Source organism: Corynebacterium pseudopelargi (assembly GCF_003814005.1).
Lineage (GTDB): Bacteria > Actinomycetota > Actinomycetes > Mycobacteriales > Mycobacteriaceae > Corynebacterium > Corynebacterium pseudopelargi.
Genome location: NZ_CP033898.1, coordinates 1,041,206 through 1,064,113 on the forward strand (window position 1 = coordinate 1,041,206; position 22,908 = coordinate 1,064,113).

General features: G+C 57.5%; 21 protein-coding genes and 7 tRNA genes. 14 read left to right on the plus strand and 14 right to left on the minus strand.

Annotation, left to right across the window (positions count from 1 at the left end; all coding sequences use genetic code 11):
• Nucleotides 1-13: 13 nt before the first annotated feature.
• The 3 genes from CPPEL_RS04900 to CPPEL_RS04910 all read left to right on the plus strand — a co-directional run bounded on the left by CPPEL_RS04900 (nt 14) and on the right by CPPEL_RS04910 (nt 2,443).
• Complete coding sequence (locus CPPEL_RS04900) at nt 14-253, plus strand: DUF3039 domain-containing protein (protein ID WP_123960089.1); 240 nt, start codon at nt 14-16, stop codon at nt 251-253.
• Entirely contained in the window at nt 250-1,947 is a 1,698-nt protein-coding gene (locus CPPEL_RS04905) for a DEAD/DEAH box helicase (protein WP_123960090.1), read from the plus strand. Before CPPEL_RS04900 ends, CPPEL_RS04905 begins: the two co-directional genes overlap by 4 nt.
• Nucleotides 1,948-2,059: 112 nt before the next feature.
• Nucleotides 2,060-2,443 (plus strand): DUF4190 domain-containing protein, encoded by a 384-nt coding sequence (locus CPPEL_RS04910; RefSeq protein ID WP_123960091.1) that lies wholly within the window; start codon nt 2,060-2,062, stop codon nt 2,441-2,443.
• A gap of 86 nt (nt 2,444-2,529) precedes the next feature.
• On the opposite strand, the gene CPPEL_RS04915 is transcribed toward CPPEL_RS04910, so the two are convergent.
• Nucleotides 2,530-4,122 (minus strand): RNA polymerase sigma factor, encoded by a 1,593-nt coding sequence (locus tag CPPEL_RS04915; RefSeq protein ID WP_123961230.1) that lies wholly within the window; start codon nt 4,120-4,122, stop codon nt 2,530-2,532.
• Between the two features lie 412 nt (nt 4,123-4,534).
• A complete protein-coding gene (gene ppgK / locus CPPEL_RS04920) occupies nt 4,535-5,290 on the minus strand; it encodes a polyphosphate--glucose phosphotransferase (RefSeq protein ID WP_123960092.1) in 756 nt (251 codons plus the stop codon).
• 371 nt (nt 5,291-5,661) lie between these two features.
• Here ppgK and CPPEL_RS04925 point away from each other — a divergent pair, with 371 nt between their 5' ends.
• The gene (locus CPPEL_RS04925; RefSeq protein WP_123960093.1) at nt 5,662-5,955 is read left to right on the plus strand and encodes a DUF4193 domain-containing protein; all 294 of its coding nucleotides are present in this window, start codon (nt 5,662-5,664) and stop codon (nt 5,953-5,955) included.
• A gap of 78 nt (nt 5,956-6,033) precedes the next feature.
• On the opposite strand, the gene CPPEL_RS04930 is transcribed toward CPPEL_RS04925, so the two are convergent.
• Nucleotides 6,034-6,552: a DUF3093 domain-containing protein gene (locus tag CPPEL_RS04930; RefSeq protein WP_206608946.1), complete on the minus strand. Its 519-nt coding sequence runs from the start codon at nt 6,550-6,552 to the stop codon at nt 6,034-6,036.
• Nucleotides 6,553-6,608: 56 nt separating this feature from the next.
• On the opposite strand from CPPEL_RS04930, the gene dut reads away from it, so the two are divergent.
• From dut to dxs, 4 genes are all read left to right on the plus strand, one after another.
• Nucleotides 6,609-7,055, plus strand: a complete 447-nt coding sequence (gene dut, locus CPPEL_RS04935) for a dUTP diphosphatase (protein ID WP_123960095.1) — start codon at nt 6,609-6,611, stop codon at nt 7,053-7,055.
• 176 nt (nt 7,056-7,231) lie between these two features.
• A complete protein-coding gene (locus tag CPPEL_RS04940) occupies nt 7,232-8,056 on the plus strand; it encodes a DUF3710 domain-containing protein (RefSeq protein ID WP_123960096.1) in 825 nt (274 codons plus the stop codon).
• Nucleotides 8,056-9,330, plus strand: a complete 1,275-nt coding sequence (locus tag CPPEL_RS04945) for a class I SAM-dependent RNA methyltransferase (protein WP_123960097.1) — start codon at nt 8,056-8,058, stop codon at nt 9,328-9,330. The genes CPPEL_RS04940 and CPPEL_RS04945 overlap by 1 nt, the downstream gene beginning before the upstream one ends.
• Nucleotides 9,331-9,457: 127 nt before the next feature.
• Nucleotides 9,458-11,356, plus strand: a complete 1,899-nt coding sequence (dxs, locus tag CPPEL_RS04950; protein WP_123960098.1) for a 1-deoxy-D-xylulose-5-phosphate synthase — start codon at nt 9,458-9,460, stop codon at nt 11,354-11,356.
• A 3-nt stretch (nt 11,357-11,359) separates the two neighbouring features.
• On the opposite strand, the gene CPPEL_RS04955 is transcribed toward dxs, so the two are convergent.
• Both CPPEL_RS04955 and CPPEL_RS04960 read right to left on the minus strand, forming a co-directional pair.
• Complete coding sequence (locus tag CPPEL_RS04955) at nt 11,360-12,535, minus strand: HRDC domain-containing protein (protein ID WP_123960099.1); 1,176 nt, start codon at nt 12,533-12,535, stop codon at nt 11,360-11,362.
• A gap of 15 nt (nt 12,536-12,550) precedes the next feature.
• Nucleotides 12,551-13,138: a DUF3000 domain-containing protein gene (locus tag CPPEL_RS04960; RefSeq protein WP_206608947.1), complete on the minus strand. Its 588-nt coding sequence runs from the start codon at nt 13,136-13,138 to the stop codon at nt 12,551-12,553.
• A 243-nt stretch (nt 13,139-13,381) separates the two neighbouring features.
• Between CPPEL_RS04960 and hemQ the strand changes: the two genes are divergently transcribed.
• Nucleotides 13,382-14,086, plus strand: a complete 705-nt coding sequence (hemQ, locus tag CPPEL_RS04965) for a hydrogen peroxide-dependent heme synthase (RefSeq protein WP_206608948.1) — start codon at nt 13,382-13,384, stop codon at nt 14,084-14,086.
• Nucleotides 14,087-14,145: 59 nt separating this feature from the next.
• Here hemQ and msrB read toward each other — a convergent pair whose 3' ends face one another.
• The 9 genes from msrB to CPPEL_RS05010 form a co-directional block, all read right to left on the minus strand.
• On the minus strand, nt 14,146-14,553 hold the full coding sequence (gene msrB, locus CPPEL_RS04970; RefSeq protein WP_123960101.1) for a peptide-methionine (R)-S-oxide reductase MsrB: 408 nt from the start codon (nt 14,551-14,553) through the stop codon (nt 14,146-14,148).
• A gap of 76 nt (nt 14,554-14,629) precedes the next feature.
• Nucleotides 14,630-15,910: a glycosyltransferase family 87 protein gene (locus CPPEL_RS04975; RefSeq protein WP_164470377.1), complete on the minus strand. Its 1,281-nt coding sequence runs from the start codon at nt 15,908-15,910 to the stop codon at nt 14,630-14,632.
• An 88-nt stretch (nt 15,911-15,998) separates the two neighbouring features.
• A complete protein-coding gene (locus CPPEL_RS04980; RefSeq protein ID WP_123960103.1) occupies nt 15,999-16,718 on the minus strand; it encodes a dihydrofolate reductase family protein in 720 nt (239 codons plus the stop codon).
• Nucleotides 16,719-16,782: 64 nt separating this feature from the next.
• Nucleotides 16,783-16,858 (minus strand) — tRNA-Gly (locus tag CPPEL_RS04985).
• Nucleotides 16,859-16,895: 37 nt separating this feature from the next.
• Nucleotides 16,896-16,970: transfer RNA gene (locus CPPEL_RS04990), tRNA-Val, on the minus strand.
• Nucleotides 16,971-16,978: 8 nt separating this feature from the next.
• Nucleotides 16,979-17,049, minus strand: a tRNA-Cys gene (locus tag CPPEL_RS04995).
• Between the two features lie 33 nt (nt 17,050-17,082).
• Nucleotides 17,083-17,155 (minus strand) — tRNA-Gly (locus CPPEL_RS05000).
• A 33-nt stretch (nt 17,156-17,188) separates the two neighbouring features.
• Nucleotides 17,189-17,260 (minus strand) — tRNA-Val (locus tag CPPEL_RS05005).
• Nucleotides 17,261-17,284: 24 nt separating this feature from the next.
• A tRNA-Gly gene (locus CPPEL_RS05010) sits at nt 17,285-17,357 on the minus strand.
• Between the two features lie 267 nt (nt 17,358-17,624).
• On the opposite strand from CPPEL_RS05010, the gene CPPEL_RS05015 reads away from it, so the two are divergent.
• From CPPEL_RS05015 to thrS, 5 genes are all read left to right on the plus strand, one after another.
• Nucleotides 17,625-17,699: transfer RNA gene (locus CPPEL_RS05015), tRNA-Val, on the plus strand.
• A 335-nt stretch (nt 17,700-18,034) separates the two neighbouring features.
• Nucleotides 18,035-18,634, plus strand: coding sequence for a copper resistance CopC family protein (locus CPPEL_RS05020; protein WP_164470378.1), 600 nt, complete (start codon nt 18,035-18,037; stop codon nt 18,632-18,634).
• A gap of 43 nt (nt 18,635-18,677) precedes the next feature.
• Nucleotides 18,678-19,304: a copper chaperone PCu(A)C gene (locus tag CPPEL_RS05025; RefSeq protein WP_245990510.1), complete on the plus strand. Its 627-nt coding sequence runs from the start codon at nt 18,678-18,680 to the stop codon at nt 19,302-19,304.
• A gap of 62 nt (nt 19,305-19,366) precedes the next feature.
• Nucleotides 19,367-20,632: a Dyp-type peroxidase gene (locus tag CPPEL_RS05030; protein ID WP_123960105.1), complete on the plus strand. Its 1,266-nt coding sequence runs from the start codon at nt 19,367-19,369 to the stop codon at nt 20,630-20,632.
• 159 nt (nt 20,633-20,791) lie between these two features.
• On the plus strand, nt 20,792-22,858 hold the full coding sequence (gene thrS, locus CPPEL_RS05035; protein WP_123960106.1) for a threonine--tRNA ligase: 2,067 nt from the start codon (nt 20,792-20,794) through the stop codon (nt 22,856-22,858).
• The last annotated feature ends 50 nt before the right edge of the window (nt 22,859-22,908 follow it).

Below are 22,908 nucleotides of genomic sequence, written 5' to 3' on the forward strand. Positions count from 1 at the left end.
CAAGATAGATCGAGTGAGTACGAGCACCCAAACCATCGAACGGCCAGAAATTCGGGAAGATCTGGGCAACGATCAAGACGTACCTAAGTTCTTCCACTACGTAAAAAAGGATCAGATCGTAGATTCCGCGGTCTCCGGAAAAATGGTGGTAGCACTGTGCGGCGAGACGTTCCCGGTAACCAAACAAGCCAAACCGGGCTCGCCTGTGTGCCCTGATTGCGAGCGGGTGTACCGAGGCTTGCGCAAGAAATGAGTTCTGATCTCCGCTTATGGCAGCAGCAGGCGCTGCGAAAATATCTGGAACGTTCACCTCAAGACTTTCTTGCCGTAGCTACCCCCGGTGCGGGTAAAACAACCTTCGCGCTTCGGGTAGCCACCGAGCTGAAAACTAAGCGCATCGTCGACCGCGTCATCGTCGTGGTCCCCACCGAGCACCTCAAAGTGCAGTGGTCTTTAGCGGCAGCACGCGTGGGCATTTCGCTCGACCCGAAGTTTAAAAACACCGACGCGCTCAACCCCCAATACGACGGTGCCGTGGTGACCTATGCCCAGGTGGCAATGCACCCCTTTAAGCACCACGCTTTGGCAACCGCCAAGCGCACCTTGGTGATCATGGACGAGATCCACCACGGCGGCGATGCAAAAAGTTGGGGCGATGGCATCCGCGAGGCGTATTCGGACGCAGAGCGCAGGCTCGCGCTGACCGGTACGCCCTTCCGCTCCGATGATTCGGCCATCCCTTTCGTGCGCTACGAGGAAACCTCCGAAGGGTATTTGGTCTCCCAAGCAGATCACACCTATGGCTACGCCAATGCGCTTGCCGACGGCGTAGTGCGCCCGGTGGTCTTTCTTGCTTACTCCGGTGAGGCTCGCTGGCGTACCAGCGCAGGGGAGGAGTACGCCGCCCGGCTTGGTGAGATCATGAGCCCGGAGCAAACGGCTCGTGCATGGAAAACTGCCCTTGACCCCAAAGGCGAGTGGATTCCGGCTGTGCTCCAGGCTGCGCACACCCGGTTGATGCAGCTTCGCGCCACCATTCCCGATGCCGGCGGATTGGTCATCGCCACCGATACCACCACCGCTCGTGCCTATGCCAAGATCCTGGAGAAGCTGTCGTCTACTCCGGTGGCAGTGATTCTTTCTGATGAGGCCGGCTCTTCTGAGCGCATCAAGCAATTCGACGCCTCCACCGATGAGTGGATGGTGGCGGTGCGTATGGTGTCTGAAGGCGTGGACGTGCCGCGGCTTGCTGTCGGGGTGTATGCCACCAGTGCCTCGACTCCGCTATTTTTCGCGCAGGCGATCGGCCGCTTCGTGCGTTCGCGTGCCAAAGGTGAAACCGCATCCGTCTTCTTGCCCTCGGTGCCGGTGCTGCTAGAACTGGCCTCCAAATTGGAAACATCGCGCGATCACGTGCTGGGTAAACCTGATCGCACCAAGGAAGGCTGGGATGATGATTTGCTGGCTGCTGCGAATAAAAAGGAAAGCGAAAAAGACCTTCAAGAGCGCAGCTATGAATCGATCGGCGCCGAGGCCGAACTCGATGCGTTGATTTATGATGGCTCCTCTTATGGCACCGGCACGCTAGCAGGTAGCGACGAAGAAGCAGACTATTTGGGCTTGCCAGGATTGCTCGATGCCGAACAAATGCGCGCGCTGCTGCGCAAACGCCAGGCCGAGCAACTCGATCGTCGCGACGCCCAATCAAACACACCAGCGCCGCCACCTGCTCAAGAGCAGAAAAAGGAAGCAGCAGCGGTAGCAAGCCAGGAGATTCCTAGGCTGCGCAAGGAGCTCAACACCCTTGTTGCACTTGCAGCGTCTCGGACGGGTCGGCCTCATGGGGCAATTCATACCGAGGTGCGCGCCCAATGCGGTGGGCCTCCTACTGCACTTTGTTCGGCAGAACAGCTGCAAGCGCGCATCGACTATCTGCGTCGTTGGTAGCAGTGCCCCGTGAAGCCGGGCTGGAGGGATAGGCCACTGTGTTTTTGCTAAATACGCTACATTGGTAGCCGTCCCTCACATGAAACAACTATCTCATTAGAGAAAGGTTCTTATGACTCAGCCCGGTTATCCTGCCCAGTACCCCGACAACAACGAGCCTCTGCAGCAGAATCAAGGCAGCAACACCATTGCCGCCTGGGCTCTTGGCGTAGCCGTTGTCTCGCTGCTCTCGATCTTGCTCATGGGCTCTTTTGCTTTGATCCCTGGCCTGATCGCTGTGGTGCTTGGCATTGTGGCTTTGGTGAAGGCGAAGAAATACGCAGACCCGAAAGCCAAGCGCAAAGGCTTTGCTATCAGCGCCATCGTGCTCGGCACCCTGGTCACTATCTTCGGAGTGATCACCCTGGTGTTCCTTGCCAATGTGTTTGGTGAGTGCGCAGATTATGACACCGCAGAAGAAGTCCAGCGCTGCATCGAAGAAAAAGCAGGCGTCTAAAGCGCTGCTGGCTCTAACGACTTAGCGCAACAAGAGAAAGCGCCGGTTTCCTTGGAAACCGGCGCTTTTGTCGTGCTTAGCAGCGATTAATCGAGGTAATCGCGAAGCACCTGGGAGCGCGAGGGGTGGCGCAACTTCGACATCGTCTTCGATTCGATTTGGCGGATGCGCTCCCTAGTCACGCCATAGACTTGGCCGATTTCGTCTAAGGTGCGAGGCATGCCGTCGGTAAGCCCAAAGCGCAACTTCACTACTCCGGCTTCACGCTCGGTAAGTGTGTGCAGAACATCTTGAAGCTGGTCTTGCAGCAGGGTAAACGAGACGGCGTCGACTGCAATCACGGCCTCGGAATCCTCGATGAAGTCACCGAGCTGGCTATCGCCTTCGTCGCCAATGGTTTGATCCAAGGAAATAGGTTCGCGAGCATACTGCTGGATCTCCAGCACCTTCTCCTCGGAAATATCCATCTCTTTGGCAAGCTCTTGAGGCGTAGGTTCGCGGCCAAGATCCTGCAGCAACTCACGCTGAATACGGCCGAGCTTGTTAATAACTTCCACCATGTGCACAGGAATGCGGATGGTGCGAGCCTGATCAGCCATGGCGCGAGTAATGGCCTGACGGATCCACCAGGTGGCGTAGGTAGAGAACTTATAGCCCTTGGTGTAGTCGAACTTCTCTACCGCGCGGATCAGACCCAGGTTGCCTTCCTGGATCAAATCAAGAAACGCCATGCCACGGCCGGTATAACGCTTTGCCAAAGACACAACGAGGCGGAGGTTAGCCTCAAGCAGGTGGTTTTTCGCCTTGCGGCCATCGCGGGCAATCGCACGCAAATCGCGCTTAACGGCAGGGGTGAGCTTTGCGTTCTTATCGCCGTTATTAAACGCCTCTTCCATCTGCTCCATGCGATAGGTGGCGTATAGACCGGCCTCGATGCGCTTAGCCAAAGACACTTCCTGCTCTGCATTCAGCAGCGCAACTTTGCCGATCTGCTTGAGATAGGCGCGAACAGAGTCGGCAGAGGCGGATAGCTCTGCGTCCTTGCGGGCTTGGCGCAGCGCGGCAGATTCGTCTTCGTCCCAGACGGAGGAGCCGTCGTCTTCGTCTTCCTCGGAAGAATCCTCATCCTCGTCGTCTTCGAGATCATCTTCATTGATGTCCTCGTCCAGGTCCTCGTCGGCGCCTGGCAAGTCATCTTCATCGATGGCGTCGGAGTCGAGCACATCTTCGTCGTCTTGAAGCTCGAGTTCTTCTTCTGCCTTAGGCGCCTTCTTTGCAGCCTTCTTGGCAGTTTTCTTCGCCGTCTTTTTGGCGGTCTTCTTTGCAGCCTTCTTCGCTGTCTTCTTCGTGGCTTTCTTCGCAGCCTTCTTCGGGGCAGCCTGCTCGGCTACCTCCTGCTCCTCGGCCGGCGCTTCAGTGGCATCGGTTTGCGAAGCCGTGATCTCGTCGGCCTTCTTTACCACCTTGCGGGTGGTTTTCGCGGCCTTCTTGGCTACCTTCTTTGCGGTCTTTTTTGCCGTCTTTTTCGCCGGTGCGGCCTTCGCCTTGGCAGCGTCGGCACCAGCAGCCGTATCTGCCTGATCGCCGGACTCTGCATCCTTTGCCGCAGCGGTGGTGGTGCTGGGGCTTACTTTGCGCGCGACTTTGCGTGCGCTCTTTTTAGCCGCAGTCTTTTTCACGGCCTTTTTCGGAGCCTCATTACCAGTCTCGGCAACGGAGGCCTCGCTTTGAGTGCGTGCCGTTGCGGAAGAATCTGAATGCTCAGTGGCTGCCACGTACGCCCTTTCGGTTGCTGTTCTCACTCATGTACGCCCGGCGAGCCTTAAAAGAGGGAAGACATTGGCTCGTGCTGCCGACTTCCGCTAAAACTTGCAACGCGCGCAAAATGCGCGCGAGAAGCTGCCGTGCGATGGACAAAGCGCCATTATAAAGCAAAACGCCCACGCGTGTTGCGTAGGGCGTTATTGTCAAGTATCAGTTCCGCCGAGATTTCGTTTTCATTCTCGCCTAAGCACAGGCTCGAACGCAAGGGGCTCGCATGGAAAAGTAACCAGCAAGCCCCTCAACGTGCTTGGCGTTTTGGCAGTTGCGCTAGGGGCGAAGCTGCTGCTGGGCGGCCATAGCGGCACCGACGATGCCGGCGCGGTTACGCAGCTCAGCAGGCACAACCGGGGTGTCAATATTCAACTTCGGTACCCACTTATCGGCCTTGCGGGAAATGCCACCGCCAACGATGAACAGCGAAGGCCAAAACAGTCGCTCATATTCGCGCAGCACCTTCGTTACGCGCTTAGCCCACTTGGTATAGGAGAGCTCTTCGCGGTCTTTTGCAGCAGAAGAAGCGAGATGCTCTGCCTCTTTGCCATCGACGATGAGGTGGCCCAATTCGGTGTTGGGGCACAAGGTGCCGTCGATAAGGTAGGCAGAACCAATGCCGGTGCCTAAGGTGAGCAGAATCACCGCACCCTCGCGAGCCTTGGGATTACCAAATTGCGCCTCTGCAAGGCCCGCGGCGTCGGCGTCGTTGAGCACGGCAACTTCACGCTCAGCGCCTAAATGCTGAGCAAACAACGCTTGGAGGTCGGTGCCGATCCATGCATCATCGATATTGGCAGCACTCAAGGCGCGCTGCTCGCGAACCACGCTCGGCAGCGTGATGCCCACCGGGCCATCCCATTCAGCGCGGCTTAAAATCTCCTTGATTGTGTCAGCCACTGCGTCGGGGGTTGCAGGCTGAGGGGTGAGGATCTTGATGCGATCGCCAATGAATTCCCCGCTGTCGAGGTCTACGCGGGCACCTTTGATGCCAGAACCGCCAACGTCGATACCAAAGCCAATGTTTGTCATGGTTTTGCAGTGTACAAAGCATCGCCTTTGGCTCGCAGCCCATGTGGCGGATCTGGCTTTGTAAACCGGCAATTCCACCCGGTCTGGGTGAAGTCTCAGGTGACGGAAAAAGAAAGTGTAAAGCGCCACTAGGGCAGTGTGATTACTACCCCAACGGTGATTGGAAGCGTGAAGCTGAAACGCAGGCAATTAGCCTTGTGTAGTGGGAAAACGCTCCAAAAAGGGGGAGGGGAAAATTACCCCCGTGCCCGACACGCCCGAAAGTGAAGTGACAACAGTGTAGTGATGGCTTAATATGCGCCACGTTAAGCGAAAGCACGTGGTGGCACGTTGTAGGAAGTGCGCATCACCACTTGGAGAAAGCGAGCTGCATGGCTAAGGACTACGACGCCCCCCGCGCGGGCGTGGAAGATGAGCTGGAGACCGACTCCCTCGAGGGCCTGAAAAGTGCCGAGGCCTCCCTCGACGATATGGATGATGACGGCGAAATCGTTGAGTCCTTTGATCTGCCCACCTTAGATCTCAGCGGCGAAGAGCTCTCCGGTCCTGTGGTGCCACGACGCCAAGATGAATTCACCTGCTCGAGCTGCTTTATTGTTCAGCGCAAAAACCGCATCGATCACGTCGAAGACGACGGCTCGGTCATCTGCCAAGACTGCGCCTAAACGCACAGTGATCCAGCACAAAGGCGGCGATTCCTCCTAAAAAGGGGGAACGCCGCCTGTTGTTGTATCCGCGCAAAATCAGGAGCGCTTTGAGGCCTGAAGCGCAGCTTCTGCCTGATCCGGCACAAAGGCCTGGACTAAGGCCGCTGGGTTTTTAGAAGAGACAAGCCAGTAGGGGGTTGGATCTTCTGGATCATCCAGCACGAACATTGCCATTTCCTTGACCCAATCATGGGAGATAAGAAAGGCTGCTGGATCGAGCTGCCGGCCCATCGCATTGCGCTTGGCGCTTTCTGGAACCACCAAGGACTTAGACACCACCGTGTGCGGCAGATTGACCTCGCCCGAGGTAAGCCAACGGGTGCCATCTGGGTCTTGTTCTACGCGCAAACGAGTAGAAGAAAAGCTTAGCAGAATCCACAACGCCAAGGCGCTGAGCAGCACTGCTGGTGCATACAGCCAGATGGCAGAACGGTTCATGGCCAACATTCTGGTCATCAGCGCCACCACGCCTGCGGCCACGAGCCACCAGTACCAAGGCACCCAGTGGCGCTCTTCATATAACACCGATGCAGAACTTTGTTGCTTGGAACTCACAGGCAACTACCTTACCTTCTACGAACACCACCGGGCAGCTCCGCTAGGGTAGCGGTATGCATGACACCGAATTCACCATTCCGCTCAAGCGTCTAGATCCCGAGCTTCCCATGCCCAAGCGGGCTCACCGGGGCGACGCTGGAGTTGATCTGTACGCGGCTGAGGATTGCACCCTCGAACCTGGCCAGCGCAGCCTGGTTGGAACCGGGATCGCTATCGCGCTGCCCTTGGGTACCGTGGGGCTTATTCACCCGCGCTCAGGTTTGGCCTTACGCCACGGGCTGAGCATTGTGAATACCCCCGGCACCATTGATGCTGATTACCGTGGCGAAATCAAAGTGTGTCTGATTAACCTTGACCAGCAAACCCCAATCGAAATCAAACGCGGTGATCGTATTGCGCAATTGGTGGTGCAGCAGGTGGCCCTGCCGGACTTCGAAGAAGTAAACGATCTTGACCACACCACCAGGGGCGAAGGCGGCTACGGCTCTACGGGCGTCTAGCCTGCCTGCCTCGGCGGCCAACACGCGGATGCCTTGGCGGCGGACACGCGGATGCCTTGGCAGCGAACACGCGGATGCCTTGGATAATGCAACACTTGAAACACCGCAGCGGCAACGCCTAAACAAAGAGCACACCACCAGCAATACCTCATAAAAAATAGAAAGGCTGAAGCACTATGGCACTGTGGCCATTTGGCAAAAAAGAAGACAAAGAACGCAACGAGGACATCGCAGAGACCTCTGCTGAGTTCAACGACACCGAACCCGATACTGCCGAGGCGGAAGAAGTTGGCGCAGTAGATATCGAAAGCGTTGAGGGAGTAGACGTCAACGACGAGCCTTACCAAGGCCGCCTCGGCGCCGAAGGTCCCTACGACGCCCAAGAGCATGATTTTCAAAGCTTCGACTTCAGCGACTTCTCCCATGCAGCGCTCAACTTAGGCTCCATGATTATTACCCTGCCCCATGATTCCCAGGTGCAGGTGGAGATGGGAGAGCGTGGACCTAAGATGCTGCACATTCTTACCGAGCACGGCCGCTTTACTCCCGTAGCTTTTGCAGCGCCCGTATCAGGAGGGCAGTGGCGCAAACTGGCTAAGGACACCGCAGAAAGCATGCGTGCCGACGGCCTTCGCGTGGTCACCGAATACGGCCCCTTCGGGCGCGAAGTGGTAGGCCGTTTGGATGCCGAGCAATCCAATATTGTTCGCGTCATTGGCGTCGATGGTCCGCGCTGGATGCTGCGTTTTACTATCGCCTCACCTGAAGCATCGGCAGACCAAGCAGCCGAGCTTGCCCGAGAGGTGATTGCCCGTAGCTTTGTTAACCGTGGCGATACCCCCATCCTCGCCGGTGAATCGCTGCCTGTGGCACTGCCTGCGCCCCTTGCTGAGCAGGTCCAAGAAGAAATGCAGCGCCGCCAACAGGCACAACAACAGCAGGCACAGCAACAGCAGGCCCAACAACAGCCGCAACAGCCGCAACAGCAGGATCAACAGTAGTGACGAATACCCTGGCCAAAGGCCAATACCTAGATCTCGAGATCACCGACATGGCCTATGGCGGTGAGGGCATTGCCCATATCGACGGCCGTGTGGTGTTCGTTCGGGGCGGATTACCCGGCGATCATGTTCGCGCCGAATGCACGCAAGTAAAAAAGCGCTTTGCCAAAGCAAGCGTTGTCGAAGTGCTCACGCCTTCCCCAATACGCACCGCCCCACGATGCGAGGCGGCGGCCGCAGGCGCAGGATGCTGCGATTTTGCATCGGTTGATCCGGCCCAGGAGGCAGGGCTGAAACGCGATGTGGTGCTCAACCAACTTGCTGCCTTAGCAGGCATCGAGCTTGCACCTGAGCAAGTCACCGTGGTGGATTTTGCCCAACCCACTGGCTGGCGTACCAGGATGCGTTTAGGCACGAACGCCAAGGGCCAGGTGGGTATGCGTAAGGCGCGTTCGAGCGAGATCGTGCCAAATACGCCTTGTTCGCAGGCCGTACCGGAGCTGCAAGAGGCAATCGCTGCTATTGGCACCGTCACCCCAGGTGCAGAAGTGGTGGCTGCTTATGACGGCGATGGCGCGATCAGCGTGGTAGAAATTCGCAAAGCAGCCCGCGGGCGTAGGCGAGAAACCATTGAGCGAACATTAAGCGGCACCTCCTTGGTGCAAGAACACATCGCTGATGTCAGTTTTAAGCTGCCCGCAACAGCGTTTTGGCAGGCACATAGCAAAGCAGTGCAGTGCTATAGCGACATCATCACCGACATGCTCCAGACTGCGCTGGGTCACGATGCCAAGAACCAAAAGGCATCGTGTGCTTGGGACCTTTATGGAGGCGTGGGTGCTTTTGCACCGGCGATTGCCACAGCACTTCCGAAGGCCACGATTCATAGCGTGGAGGTATCGCGTGCCGCGGCGGCTGCTGGGCAACAGGCTTTTAGCAAGAGCAGCCTGCGCGATGCAGTGGAGTTTCACACCGCAGACGTGGCAAAACTTGTGCCGCAATTGCCTCAGCCAGAAGCTGTGGTGCTCGATCCGCCGCGCACCGGCGCCGGGCAGGATGTGATTGAAGCGATTGCGAGCGCCGGGCCTTCGGCGGTGGTGCATATCGGCTGTGATGCAGCCACCTTCGCCCGTGATCTTGGCTATTGGCAGGCGCAGGGTTATTGCATGGACAGGTTGATCGTTGTTGATGCCTTCCCTGGCACGCATCATTGCGAGTGCGTCGCACTGATTCGCCCGAGTGTTTCTGCTGCCAGCGAGCAGGGAGATTCTTAGAGCGGTATGCAAGCCTAGTAAGATGAAACAAAGTCTTCGCGTCCAACGCGACCAACCGCGGAGCTCGACCATGTGAAGGCGATGACCTCGCCGACGACGCCACGTAGAAAGGGTGCCTTTTTCGCCCATGAGTGTTCTTGAACGCATTTCCACCCCCAACGACGTGCGCGCTTTGAGCCAGGATGAATTGCTCACTCTCGCGCAGGAAATCCGGGATTTTCTGGTGGAAAAGGTATCTGCCACCGGCGGACACTTGGGGCCAAATCTGGGCGTTGTAGAGCTCACCCTCGGGCTGCACCGGGTGTTTGACTCGCCGCGCGATCCCATCATCTTTGATACTTCGCACCAGTCCTATGTGCACAAGATCCTCACTGGGCGCCGTGCGGGTTTTGATCAGCTTCGCCAAAAAGATGGCTTGTCTGGTTACACCAGCAGGGATGAGTCCGAGCATGACTGGACTGAATCTTCGCATGCTTCGGCCGCCCTCTCTTATGCCGATGGTTTAGCCAAGGCATTCGAGCTGCGCGGCGAGGCCGACCGCAAGGTCGTTGCAGTGGTTGGCGATGGTGCCTTGACCGGCGGCATGTGCTGGGAGGCTTTGAACAATATCGCCGGTGGTAACACCCGCAATGTTGTGGTGGTAGTCAACGATAATGGCCGCAGCTACTCGCCCACGATTGGTGGTTTGGCGGCTAATCTGGCCGAGCTTCGCACCATGCCGTTCTACGACAAGGTCATGGAACAAGGTAAGTCCACCTTGAAATCCATGGGTTGGTTTGGCGAGCGCACCTTCGAGGCTCTCCACGCTTTTAAAGAAGGCCTCAAATCCACCGTGCTTCCCACCCAGATGTTCCCAGAACTGGGCATCAAATACATCGGGCCGGTTAATGGTCACAGCATGGAGGAAGTGGAAAATGCTCTGAGCTATGCCCGTGAGTACCAAGGCCCGATCATTGTGCACATGGTCACCGAAAAGGGTCGTGGTTATGCCCCGGCTGAAAATGATGTGGCCGAGTTGATGCACTCCACCGGGGTGATTAATCCAAAAACTGGTGAGCCCGTTGGCACGAAAAGCCCTGGCTGGACGTCCGTGTTTAGCAAAGCATTGGTAGAAGCGGGGCAGCGTCGAAGCGATGTGGTGGCTATTACCGCGGCGATGGCGGGGCCGACTGGGCTTTCTGCTTTTGGGGAGCGCTTCCCGGAACGTTTCTTCGATGTCGGCATCGCCGAGCAGCACGCCTTGACCTCGGCTGCGGGCTTGGCGCTTGGCGGGATGCACCCGGTTGTGGCTATCTATTCCACCTTCTTAAATCGCGCCTTTGACCAGCTCCTCATGGATGTTGGCTTGTTGCACCAGCCGGTAACGATCGTGCTCGATCGGGCAGGTGCCACGGGTTCTGATGGCGCCAGCCACAACGGCGTATGGGATTTCTCGCTCACCAGCGTGGTGCCGGGCATTCACGTTGCAGCCCCGCGAGATGGTGAAGAGTTAAAGGAGCTTTTCGACGCCTCCCTCGACATCGAAGGTCCCAGCGTGGTTCGCTTCCCCAAGGGCAATCTGCCTGAGCCCATCCCTGCGGTGCAAAGACTCGAAGACGGCGTAGACGTCTTAAGCTACCTCGATGCCGATGAAGATGAGGACACTCCCAGCCTGCTCATGGTGGCAGTGGGTGCCATGGCAACCCCGACGCTCGAGGCTGCATCGCGTCTGCGAGACGCTGGCCTCAATGTCACTGTGGTGGATCCTCGCTGGGTGGTTCCAGTTGCTCCGAGCTTGATTGCGCTTGCTGATGATCACGACCTGGTAGTGACCGTAGAAGACGGTGTGATCAACGGTGGCATTGGATCTTTGATCGGCTCTGCTTTGCATGCCGCAGAAGTTGATACACCGATCCGCAACTTGGCGTTTCCTGAGATCTTCCCGCTGCACCAAAGCCGCGATGAATTGCTCAACGAAGTAGGCCTTGATGCCGAAGGCATTTTTGAGCAATCCTGGCAGTGGGCAGCACAGCTGTTCCAGCAATAGTCTCTAACACAGCCCAGCGGCGCGAAACACCGGCTGGGCTTGTTCTCTTTGCCAGGGGCGCAGCAGCGTTTGATCGAGGGCCTGCTCAAGCTCTTCGCCTTGGTGGATACACGCCCAACACACTTTGCGCAGTGTACGACGCGACATCAGTGTGTCAGCTTCGACGTTGATATCGGCTTGCACCTGCTCTAATGCCGTCTCGGCTGCGAGTAAACGCTCGAAGCCTGAAGGATCGCGCTTCTTCCATGCGCTCGCGCTAATTGTGCTTTGGCGCCGAGGCCGTTTCGGCCAAGGTTGTGCAGCAATACCGGCTTGAGCCACGTTCAGCCATTCGCCCGCATGGCCGCGAAGGTCTCTCGGGAATGCACTCAGACGCATCAATTGGGATACCGAGCGAGGACGCTTCGTAGCGATCGCTACCATCGCCTTATCGGGCAGGAGTCGGTGCGGGGCAACATCCATGGCCATGGCCAGGGCATCGCGGTGATGCCACAGGGCTCGGATCACCGCGAGTTCTTGGGGCTTGGACACGCTATTGGCAGCTTTAGAATCCTCCCACCTCGGTGGCGCAAGCGGCGTTGCTTTGTGCTGGATGAACTCAAATTCTTCTTTTGCCCACTGACTCTTACCCGCGGCATCGAGGCGCTTTTGGCAGGCTTGGGCAAGCTCGAGCAACACCTCTACATCTAAAGCCGCGTAGTTGCGCCACGCTTTTGGCAGGGGACGCCGCGACCAATCTTCGCCACCGTGCGACTTGTGCATGGTGTAGCCGATCAGCGCTGCGCTGAGCTCCGGCAGGCGATAGGGCGTGATATTCAGCAGTTTTGCGGCGACGGCGGTATCGAAAATGTCGGCAGGGTAGAGCCCTAGGGCGTAGAGGCTTGGTAGATCCGTGGCTGCGTCGTGAAGCACCCACGTTGTCTGGGAAAGCGCCGGTTCAAGGGCAGGGCCTACCACCTCGCGGTGCGGTTCGGGATCGATGAGCACGGTGCCAGAGCCTGCGCGGCGAAGCTGAAGCAGAAATGCCCGATCGTTGTAGCGGATACCTCCGGCACGTTCGGTATCAACGGCAATGGCGCCAGTGCCCTTGGCAAGGGTTCGTTCTGCCTTGCGTAATTGGCTGGGAGTAGTGCAAAGGGCCGGTAAGCCATCGCGTGGCGTGCTCAGCGTCGTGACCATGACGCCACTCGCTTTCTAGAGCTGCTTAGGCAATGCGGCCACGCCTTCTGGGGGCATGCCGGCAAATAGTGCGAGCACGCGGGAAAAGGCCACGACATGGGGGCTGAGATCCTCAGAGGTTGCGGTCCATGATGCTCGCATTTCTAATTGGAATGCTCGGCTTGGGCCGCCAATATCGCCAAAGCGTTCCGAGGCGGTGGAGGTTACGGTGCCACCAAGGTTGCGGAATTCCGCGGCGCCTTCTTCGAGACCTTCGTTGAGCCATTGCCACGCCACGTTGGGCAGGAGGGGATCGCCGGCTAAGGCATCGTCCATATCCGCTTGGATATAGGCCACCATCCGCATGTCGCCTGCCCAGGCGTCATCGGATTTGGGGTCGTGCAGCACGATGAGGCGGCCGAAGGCGTCGCCTGATTGCGTATCGTTTTCTTCTCGTATGACTTCAAGGCCAATGGCGTGGCTAAAAGGTGCCAGGCGCTGGGGCGGGCGCACGGTGCTCAAAGAAATTTCAGGCCGAAGCTTCGCCATGTGCATGGATTCCACCGCGCGGGCGAATGCCTCCGGCTGGGCATCGTTGCTCGTCGTCGCTTGAGAGTCATTCACAGGGACAAAGGTAGGCGTTTGTGAAGCACATTCTGGGGAGGCGCGCCGAGAAGTGCGAAGCATGTTCAGCACGCGCCCGAAGGCAGGAGGTGACACGACCGGCGTATTGGCAAAGCAGAAACATCATCCTTATGATTGATGGCAGTGCCAACCGAAGGCCGGGGCAATGTGCTTGATGGCCACTCGGGACACTGCCGACTTCTATGCGTCCACCAGCCGGTGGCACCCACGAAAGGATTTCTAGTGGCAGAAAAACTGGATTTTGACAAGCTCAACGCTATTCAGGCTTATTCGCAGGTGGTGAGCTTCCGCGTCATTCCCGGAGCCCTTGGCACCGAGCGCGAGCAGATCATTGAGCAGGCCCGCGAATTTTTCCAGTCGCTCGCTGATCAAGGCAAAGTCACCATCCGTGGCGTCTACGACATCACCGGTTGCCGTGCTGAAGCTGATTTCATGATCTGGTGGATCGCCGAAGAATTCACCGACCTGCAGTACGCCTACAACACCTTCCGCCGCGATACGGTGCTTGGCCAATGCAGCGAAGTGTTCTGGATTGGCAACTCCTTGCACCGTCCTTCGGAATTTAATAAGTCGCACCTGCCCAGCTTCATCATGGGCGAAGAACCAGGCCGCTGGTGCGCGGTGTATCCCTTCGTGCGTTCCTACGATTGGTACGTCATGGATCCGAAGGAACGCCGCCGCATTCTGGCAGAACACGGCATGGCAGCCCGCGATTACGCCGATGTGCGCGCCAACACCCTCCCGGCGTTTGCCATGGGCGACTACGAGTGGATCCTGGCCTTCGAGGCCCCCGAGCTGCACCGCATTGTCGATCTGATGCACCAGATGCGTTATACCGATGCTCGCCTGCACGTGCGCGAGGAGATCCCCTTCCTCACCGGCCGTCGCGTGGACGATGTAGCAGAACTCATTGAGATCCTGCCCTAAACCAACACAGGCCAACGCCCTGCGAGCACGCTTGCTCGCAGGGCGTTGTGTTTTTTGGGTTAATCCTGCGCCGGCTGCAGGTTTAACGCGATGGAGTTGATGCAGTAGCGCAGATCGGTGGGAGTTTCATAGCCTTCGCCCTCAAAGACGTGCCCGAGGTGCGAATGGCAATTGGCGCACAACACCTCCACACGGCGCATGCCGAGTGAGAGATCTTCACGCTCGATAATGCGGTCTTGTGCCAAGGGTGAGAAAAATGCCGGCCAACCGCAGTGGGCTTGGAACTTTTCTTGGGAACGAAACAGCTCAGCACCGCAGGCGCGACATGAGTAGACGCCTTCGGTGGTGGTGTCGGTGTATTCGCCACGAAATGGCGCTTCGGTGCCAGCTTCGCGCAGCACGCGATATTCTTCTGGGCTGAGTTTTTCACGCCACTGCTGCTCAGTGATGCCGGTGGCATCAATCATGATTGGCTCCTTTGTGCTCTTGGTATTCCAGACACCTCAATGAGGTGCCTGCCGGCGATGCTAGCAGTTTGCGCCGCTACGCCTCCGCGGGCTTTGGGGGCGTGGTCGCGCGCACTGGCGAGTGCTTTGCCTTGGATGATTCATACGCCCAGGTAATGGCCGTAACTGCGACGACGATGATGAGCATGCCCCAGCCATAAGTGCCGCGGAAGAGCTCGAAAAAGCGGCTCGGGTTGAGCCAATCCCAAAAGTTCGAGTACCACTCAGGAGCCGAGAGGCATAAAAATGCGCCGATCCATGCGAAGGGGTTGTGCATGGGGCTGCGGGGCAGCAACACCGTAAATAGAAGCGGGAACAGCATCATGGAGTAGTACATCTGCCCCAAAGAAGAAAGGAAGAAAGCAGAGACAAGCAGCAGGGAACTGGTGCAGCTAATCCACAATAGGGGCTCGCTTTCACGCAACTTCAATAGCGCTGCAAGGCCGGCAAGTGCTAGCAGCGCGAAGGCGATCCACAGTGGGTAGATGATCCACGCAGGGGTATCGAAATATACGCCCATGCCTCTTAAAGAGGTATTGGCGTAGTCGCGAACAATCCTCAAATAGGGCACCGTGCGGGTGAGATATTCGCCGGTGCCTGGAAGGAAGAGGAAACCGGGGATGTTCAGGCCGATGATCACTGCCGCTGAAGATGCGAATGGCTGCCACCACATCAACACCAAGGGGATAAACAGCAGGGGAGCAAAGACTGGCTTGATCAGCACCATGAAGCCGAGAATCACACCGGCTGCCCCCTTGCGGTTATTAAGTACCGCCCACAAAAAGCCGATGAGGCCTAAAAACAGCACGCCATTGATATTGGAGAAGATGAGGGTGTTTTGGACCGACTCGGTCTGAAACGCGATGATGATGCTGGCCGGAAGCACGCAGCTTTGCGCGCGGAAACCAAACAGCTTGACCAGCAGCCAAAGGCCTAGCACGATGCACACTGCGTTGAGCACGATGAACAGTAGCCGCGCAGTTTGGATCTGCTCGGTCCAGGCCAGTGGCATGAGCAGTAGCGTTGCGCCCGGATTGTAGAGGTAGTGCGGGACTACGGAGGAGTAGTCCTCTGAGTAGATCGGTACACCGTCGATTGCCCGGCGCAGTGCCTCGTAGACGGTGGAGTAGTCGTCGGTGATCCCACCATTGGCGCCCATCACGAATACGCGCTGAAGCACCACCAGCACAGCGATTGGCCATAGCGCCATATTTGCCTTGGCATTATGGCGCCAAGGGCTGCGCTCGGGGCGGAATTGCCCAAAGCGATAAGGGCGAAGCAGCGAGGCCTGGTGTGTTCGATCTACGCTCGTATTCACGTGGACAAGCCTAAAGCACTCAAGCATGCCTGCCTGGCTTACCCGCCGAGGATGGATGAGTTCTTTATTCCATCTACAAACACATTGCCTAGCTCTTGGTGCTATAGCGAAGAAAGAGCAAGCCATCCTCGGTGTTGCGTCCGGCTTCCAGGCGCATGTGCTGTTGCTGGGTATGCCCGTCTCCGCCGAGGAATAGGGGGTGTTGGACGGGAGTGCACACTACAGGCGCGAGTGAGAAATAGAGCTTGTCTATGCAATCTGCTTGGCTTAGTTGCGTGTACAGCCATGGGCCGCCCTCGCAGCAGATCCTTCTAATACCAACGTGGTGCAGGGTGCGAATGGCGTTGGCGATGCTTCCTCGGTAGCTTAATACCTCGTGGCCTTCGGCGATGAGTTGCTCGCGGCGTTGCTGCCATTGTTGGTGTGCTTGCCAGGGGGAGAGGGCGATCACTTTGCCGGCCCGCGGTAGATCGAATTGAAGGCTGTTGCTGAGCACCACCAGGTGTGGGTGGGGGAGTTGGCCGCGCTGGATTCTTTGCTGCGCATCTTCTTCTAAGGATGTTGGTGCCACATAGGATTCTTTGGCTGCGGTGGATGCGGTGACTAATACGGCATCGGACCAACTGCGAAGTGCTGCTAATAAGGCGGAGTCGTGGGCATTGCCGAGCGCGCCGGAGGTGCCGTCGATGGTGGCTGCGCCGCTGAGGCTGCTGATGGCAATCAGGCGCAGTTCCTTGGGGTTATCCGGCCCTAGGAAAGACTGTGCGAATGTCTGGGGGTGAGGGTCTGCTGCCTTCAGGATCGCCATGTGTGCACCTTTCTAGCCCATACAAAAAGAACGCGGCGAGGGAATTAAATCCTTCGCCGCGTATTGGAGCGGATGACGAGACTCGAACTCGCGACCCTCACCTTGGCAAGGTGATGCGCTACCAACTGCGCTACATCCGCATGTCTTTTTTAAGACCCATGGCAGTGGTGTACTGCTTGGTGCGCGATACTGGGATCGAACCAGTGACCTCTTCCGTGTCAGGGAAGCGCTCTCCCGCTGAGCTAAACGCGCCGGTCTTGAGGTGGAAACGGGAATCGAACCCGTGTGCACGGTTTTGCAGACCGTTGCCTCACCACTCGGCCATTCCACCAACGGCGTTGCCGCCTGGCACCCTTTGTACCGGAGCGGATGACGAGACTCGAACTCGCGACCCTCACCTTGGCAAGGTGATGCGCTACCAACTGCGCTACATCCGCATGAACTTTTTAGCTAGTGAGTTCACCACTATGTGCGCGATACTGGGATCGAACCAGTGACCTCTTCCGTGTCAGGGAAGCGCTCTCCCGCTGAGCTAAACGCGCGGGTTTTTCCAAAGAATGGAAATGAGCGGATGACGAGACTCGAACTCGCGACCCTCACCTTGGCAAGGTGATGCGCTACCAACTGCGCTACATCCGCATACAACTGCTGTTGCGATCACAAACATTAGCCTTAAGAGTTCTGAACCTCCAAATCCGCTGTTAGATGCACCTTCGATCCCGTGTTGGGCGCGAATTAATCATCAATTCCTTGCCCAGTATCAGGCCGATCGTTTTGGCGCTGGGGTTCCGGCGGTGTTGGAGGCTAAAAGGGGGAGTGACATGCCAATTAGGTGGAAATATTTGCTTCGTGCTAATTTTAAACGCGCAAACACGGCAGCGGGCTTAATGCTCGAAGCCATCGTTTGGTCCCATGGCTCAGTGGAAGAGCGTTCCGTTCACACCGGAAAGGTCGCTGGTTCGATCCCAGCTGGGACCACCACCTCACACCCCATCACCGTGGGGTGCTTCTTCATGCCTTCAATCAGGCCACACGGCGCGGTGCTGCATTTGCCGGGGGATGCAGACGTGGGTCGTCGAAAAGCAATCACAGCATTAGGAATGTCGGCGAGGGGCGCTGCAGAGGTGGCAAATGCCACAGGCGGGGTGTTTGGTGGAACTTCATACACTTTGGCTGCGACTAGTGACTGTTCGTGCATCAAGATCACCGTCGGGCTGGGCTACTCCACCCGCGTAGGCTTGAGGCGTGAAGGCATAGCAGCGCCATGGCCGTTATGCCGCCAATGTCCGCGTACCCGATTGTGTTCAAGGAGAGGCGTGTTGATCCCCTCGTTTAAGGCGAAGAACCTGCACCGTTTCGCAGCGGCCTCCGCGATGGCTGCCCTCATTGCAGTGCCCCTGCCGGCTTCGGCCCATGATGTTGTGCTGGATTCCAACCCTGAAAATGGCGCGGTGATAAAGGAATTCCCAGAGGAAGTCACTTTGGAGTTTTCCGGAATGATTAAGCCGGACTTCAACACCTTTGCCATCACCGATCTTGATAGTGGCGAACAACTTTATACAGGCGAACCTGAAGTCGACGGCCCCAATGCCTCGCTGGCCATCCCGGCAGATAAGCGAGGTGGCGAAGGCAAGTACCAGCTCGGCTACCAAATTACTTCCTCTGATGGACACGCCACCCGAGGCAAAATCGCGTTTGAAGTAAGCGATGGTGGCGCAACCGATGCCACACAATCCGATGCTGCAAGCAAACCATCAGATGACGCAGACCAAAGCGAGCAAACCCAACAAGACAATGATCAAGCCGCAGATGCAACGGGTGTAGAAGATTCGAAGAATCTTGGGCTCATTGCCGGTATTGCTGCGGCAGTGATGCTGATTGGCATTTTGGTACTGGCCATTCGCCGTCGCCGTTAGCCCCAGGCACAGGTTCGTTTCTCTCTCAAGAAAGGCACACACCGTGAAGGTATCGTCCATTGCTCTGAAATCCATCGCCTGTATGAGCGCCGCTGCGCTTGTGTTGGCTGCTTGCTCCAATGATGAGCAAGATTCCACCGAGTCGAGCCAGACCAGCGCGACCCAAAGCGCTGAGAACACCAGTGCTGAGAACACCAGCACCGAGGCAGCCAGCGAGGCAAAGCTCACTGTCACCGACCCCTACGTCAAGGCGATGGAGGGGGATAAGGACATGACCGCCATCTTCGGTGTGCTGCACAACGACAGTGATGCCGAAATCACCATCACCAGTTTTAGCGCCACCATCGACGCCGAAAAATTTGAGATGCACGAGGTTGTCGACGGCCAAATGCGCGAAAAAGAAGGCGGCTTCAGTATTCCCGCAGGACAATCCCTGGTGCTTGAGCCCGGCAAAGAGCACATGATGGTCCTTGGAGTAACCGAACCCGTCAAGGCCGGCGACAAAGTCGAGCTCACCTTAGAGCTTGCCGACGGCTCCACCGTCAACGTCCCTGACGTACCCGTTCGTACCATCGGCGCAGGCGAGGAAAACTACGGCTCCGATGCCGATGGCATGAAGGACATGGGCGCATCGGAAAGCGCTAGCGCTGATCACGAGCATCACCACTAAGCGAGCCTGAAGCCTGAAAAAGCAGGACCACCCCAGCACACACAATCGTCGAAATAAGGATCATGGAACCTTCACAGTCGTTTGAGTCCTCGCAATGCCCACTGCACTTTTCACGCCGAAGTTTCCTCGGAGGAGCATCGGTGCTTGGGGGTGCAGCCATGCTGCAACCGGCGGTGGCGTTGGCCAATGCGCCACAACCGGAATCGGGAGCAGATTGCGAAGTGGGATCAAAGGCGGTGCCTTTCGACGCTCAACACCAAGCAGGTGTGCAAACTGTTCCTGCAGCGCACCTCAATGTGCTGGGGTTAAACCTTCGCGCCGGCGTTACTCAAAAAGACGCCAAGCGCCTGATGAGTTTGTGGACAGAAGACGCCCGCCGTCTTACGCAGGGCAAGAACCCCCTTGGCAGCCTTGAACCAGAAATGGTGCAACACCCAAGCAACCTCACCATTACCTGCGGCCTTGGCTCCCGCTTCTTCGACATTGTGGGCAAACAAGATCAACGCCCGGCCTGGATGGAAGAAAACCTGGAGTTTTCCAAAGACCAACTCAAACCAGAGTGGGGGCAAACCGACCTGGTGTTGCAGATCTGCTGTGACGACCCAGTGATGCTCGCCTTTGCCACCCGCCACATGCTGCGAGCAGGCGTGGACTATGTGCAGCAGCAGTGGCTGCAGCAGGGATTCCTCAACGCCCCAGGGGTCAAAGACCCCAAAGCCACACCAAGAAATCTCTTCGGCCAAAAAGACGGCACCATCAATCCGCGCTCCGAAGAAGAATTCGAGCAACAAGTCTGGATTGATAGCGATGATGATGCACCCGCCTGGTTAGAAGGCGGAAGCTGCCTGATTGTGCGACGCATCGCCATGAATTTGGATACGTGGGAACAACTTGATCGCCAGTCCCGAGAACTCGCCATTGGCCGCACCCTCGATAGCGGGGCGCCCCTTGGCCAAAAAGATGAATTTGACCAGGCCGACTACGACAAAACCGACGAGTACGGCCTGCCGTATATCGACCCAAGAAGCCACATGGCACTTGCCTCAGCCCCAAGTGACAAGCCCAAAGAAAAGCTTTTGAGGCGCGCCTATAACTACGATGCTGCGCCTACTGCTGGCAGCGAGCAGCTTTCCAATGCCGGACTGGTGTTTTGCTGCTACCAAAAAGACCCGCGCAAGCAATTCATCCCGATCCAACGCCGCCTCAACGACGGCGACAGGCTCAATGAGTGGATTACCCACACAGGCTCCGCCATGTACGCGATTGTGCCGGGAACCCAAGAACACGGCGATGAACCCTACTGGGCAGCCTCGTTGCTTGAGGGCTAAGAGCGTGGCGGTAGGATGCTTATGACACGTCGGTGGTTTCCATAGCATCACGCCACATGCCAGTGGGGCGTTTTTCACCTTCGTGCTCCAATGTCCAACGTTCGCGTCCAGGTATGACGCAAACGATGCTTGAGCGCAAGTAAAGGAGCGCAGCTATTTATGGCACACCTCATCGAGCCGGTGCAGAACCCTCACCAACCCTTCCTCGTGCCCGCCGGCACCGCAGCCGGCGCCGCAATGCGAGAGCTTGAACTACCAAACAAAGGCCCAGAGGCCATTGTGTGCGTAGAAGAAGCAGACGGCACCATTCGCGATCTCGCGTTCGTGCCGGAAGAAGACACCTACGTCACCCCGGTTCCCGCAAATACCGCCACCGGCCGTGCGGTCATCCGACACTCCTGTACCCACGTCTTGGCGCAGGCTGTGCAAGCAGAATTCCCCGGCACCAAGCTCGGCATCGGCCCTGCCATCGAAAACGGCTTCTACTACGACTTCGATGTAGCAGAGCCATTTACCCCTGAAGATCTCGCGCGCCTAGAAAAGCGCATGAAAAAGATCATCAAACAGGGCCAGAAATTCGAGCGCCGGGTCTATGCCGATCAGGCAGAAGCCACCGAGGCCCTCAAGGATGAGCCCTACAAGCTGGAGCTGATTCAGGATAAGGGCAACGTTGACCCCAATTCCGATGAGGCGACCGAGGTTGGCGCCGGGGAGCTTACCGGCTACTACAACATCAATCCGCGAAGCGGTGAGGTGGAGTGGTATGACCTCTGCCGCGGCCCGCATGTGCCTACCACCAAGTACATTCCGGCGTTTGCGCTGACCCGTTCTTCTGCTGCCTATTGGCGCGGCGATCAATCGCTGGCTGGCCTGCAAAGAATCTATGGCACTGCTTGGGAATCCAAGGAGGCCCTTGAGCAGTATCAGATGATGATCGAGGAGGCCGAAAAGCGCGATCACCGCAGGCTCGGCCAGGAGCTCGACCTGTTTAGCTTCCCGGATGAGATCGGCTCTGGTTTCCCCGTCTTCCACCCCAATGGCGCGATTGTTCGCCTGGAAATGGAAGAGCACTCGCGTCGCCGGCACATCGCTGAGGGCTACTCCTTTGTCAACACCCCGCACATCACCAAGGGCGAGCTCTTTGAAAAGTCTGGCCACCTGGATTTCTATGCCGATGGCATGTTCCCACCGATGCAGCTCGACGGGGAATACGACGAAGATGGCAATGTGATCAAGCAGCCGCAGGATTACTATGCCAAGCCGATGAACTGCCCGATGCACAATCTGATCTTTGCATCCCGCGGGCGTTCCTACCGCGAGTTGCCGCTGCGTCTATTCGAATTCGGCACGGTGTACCGCTATGAAAAGTCCGGTGTGATCCACGGGCTTACCCGTGCTCGTGGCTTTACCCAAGATGATGCCCACATCTATTGCACCGAGGATCAGCTCGAGCAAGAGCTCACCACGGTGTTGGAATTCATCATTTCCTTGCTGCGCGACTACGGCCTGGATGATTTCTACCTGGAGCTTTCTACCAAGGATGAGTCCAAGTTCGTTGGCTCGGACGAGATTTGGGAGCGCTCCACTGCGATTTTGCAGCGCGTAGCCGATGCCTCCGGTCTTGATTTGGTGCCGGATCCAGGCGGGGCGGCCTTCTATGGTCCGAAGATTTCCGTCCAGGCCCGCGACGCTATTGGCCGTACCTGGCAGATGTCGACTGTGCAGCTCGACTTCAACCTGCCTGAGCGCTTCAACCTGGAATACACCGCCCCCGATGGTTCCAAGCAACGCCCGATCATGGTGCACCGCGCCCTGTTCGGCTCCATCGAGCGCTTCTTTGGCGTGCTGCTTGAGCACTACGCGGGTGTGTTCCCGGCGTGGTTGGCTCCGCAGCAGGTGATGGGCATTCCGGTAGCCGATAGCTTTAGCCCTCACCTCGAGGCTGTGTGCGAGAAGCTGCGGGCGCGTCAGGTGCGCGCAACGGTGGATACTTCGGATGACCGTATGCAAAAGAAGATCCGCAATCACACCACCTCCAAGGTGCCTTTCATGTTCCTCGCCGGTGCCCGCGATGTGGAAGCAGATGCTGTGAGCTTCCGTTTCCTCGATGGTTCCCAGGTCAATGGTGTGCCGGTGAATCAGGCGGTGGATTTGATTGTGAACTGGATTGCCCAGCGCAACAATGAGGCGCCCACGAAGGAATCCGTGGAGGCCTTGCTGCAGTAGTTTGGGGCTAGAAGCAGCAAAACGCTAGAACACACAGAAAGGGCACGCAC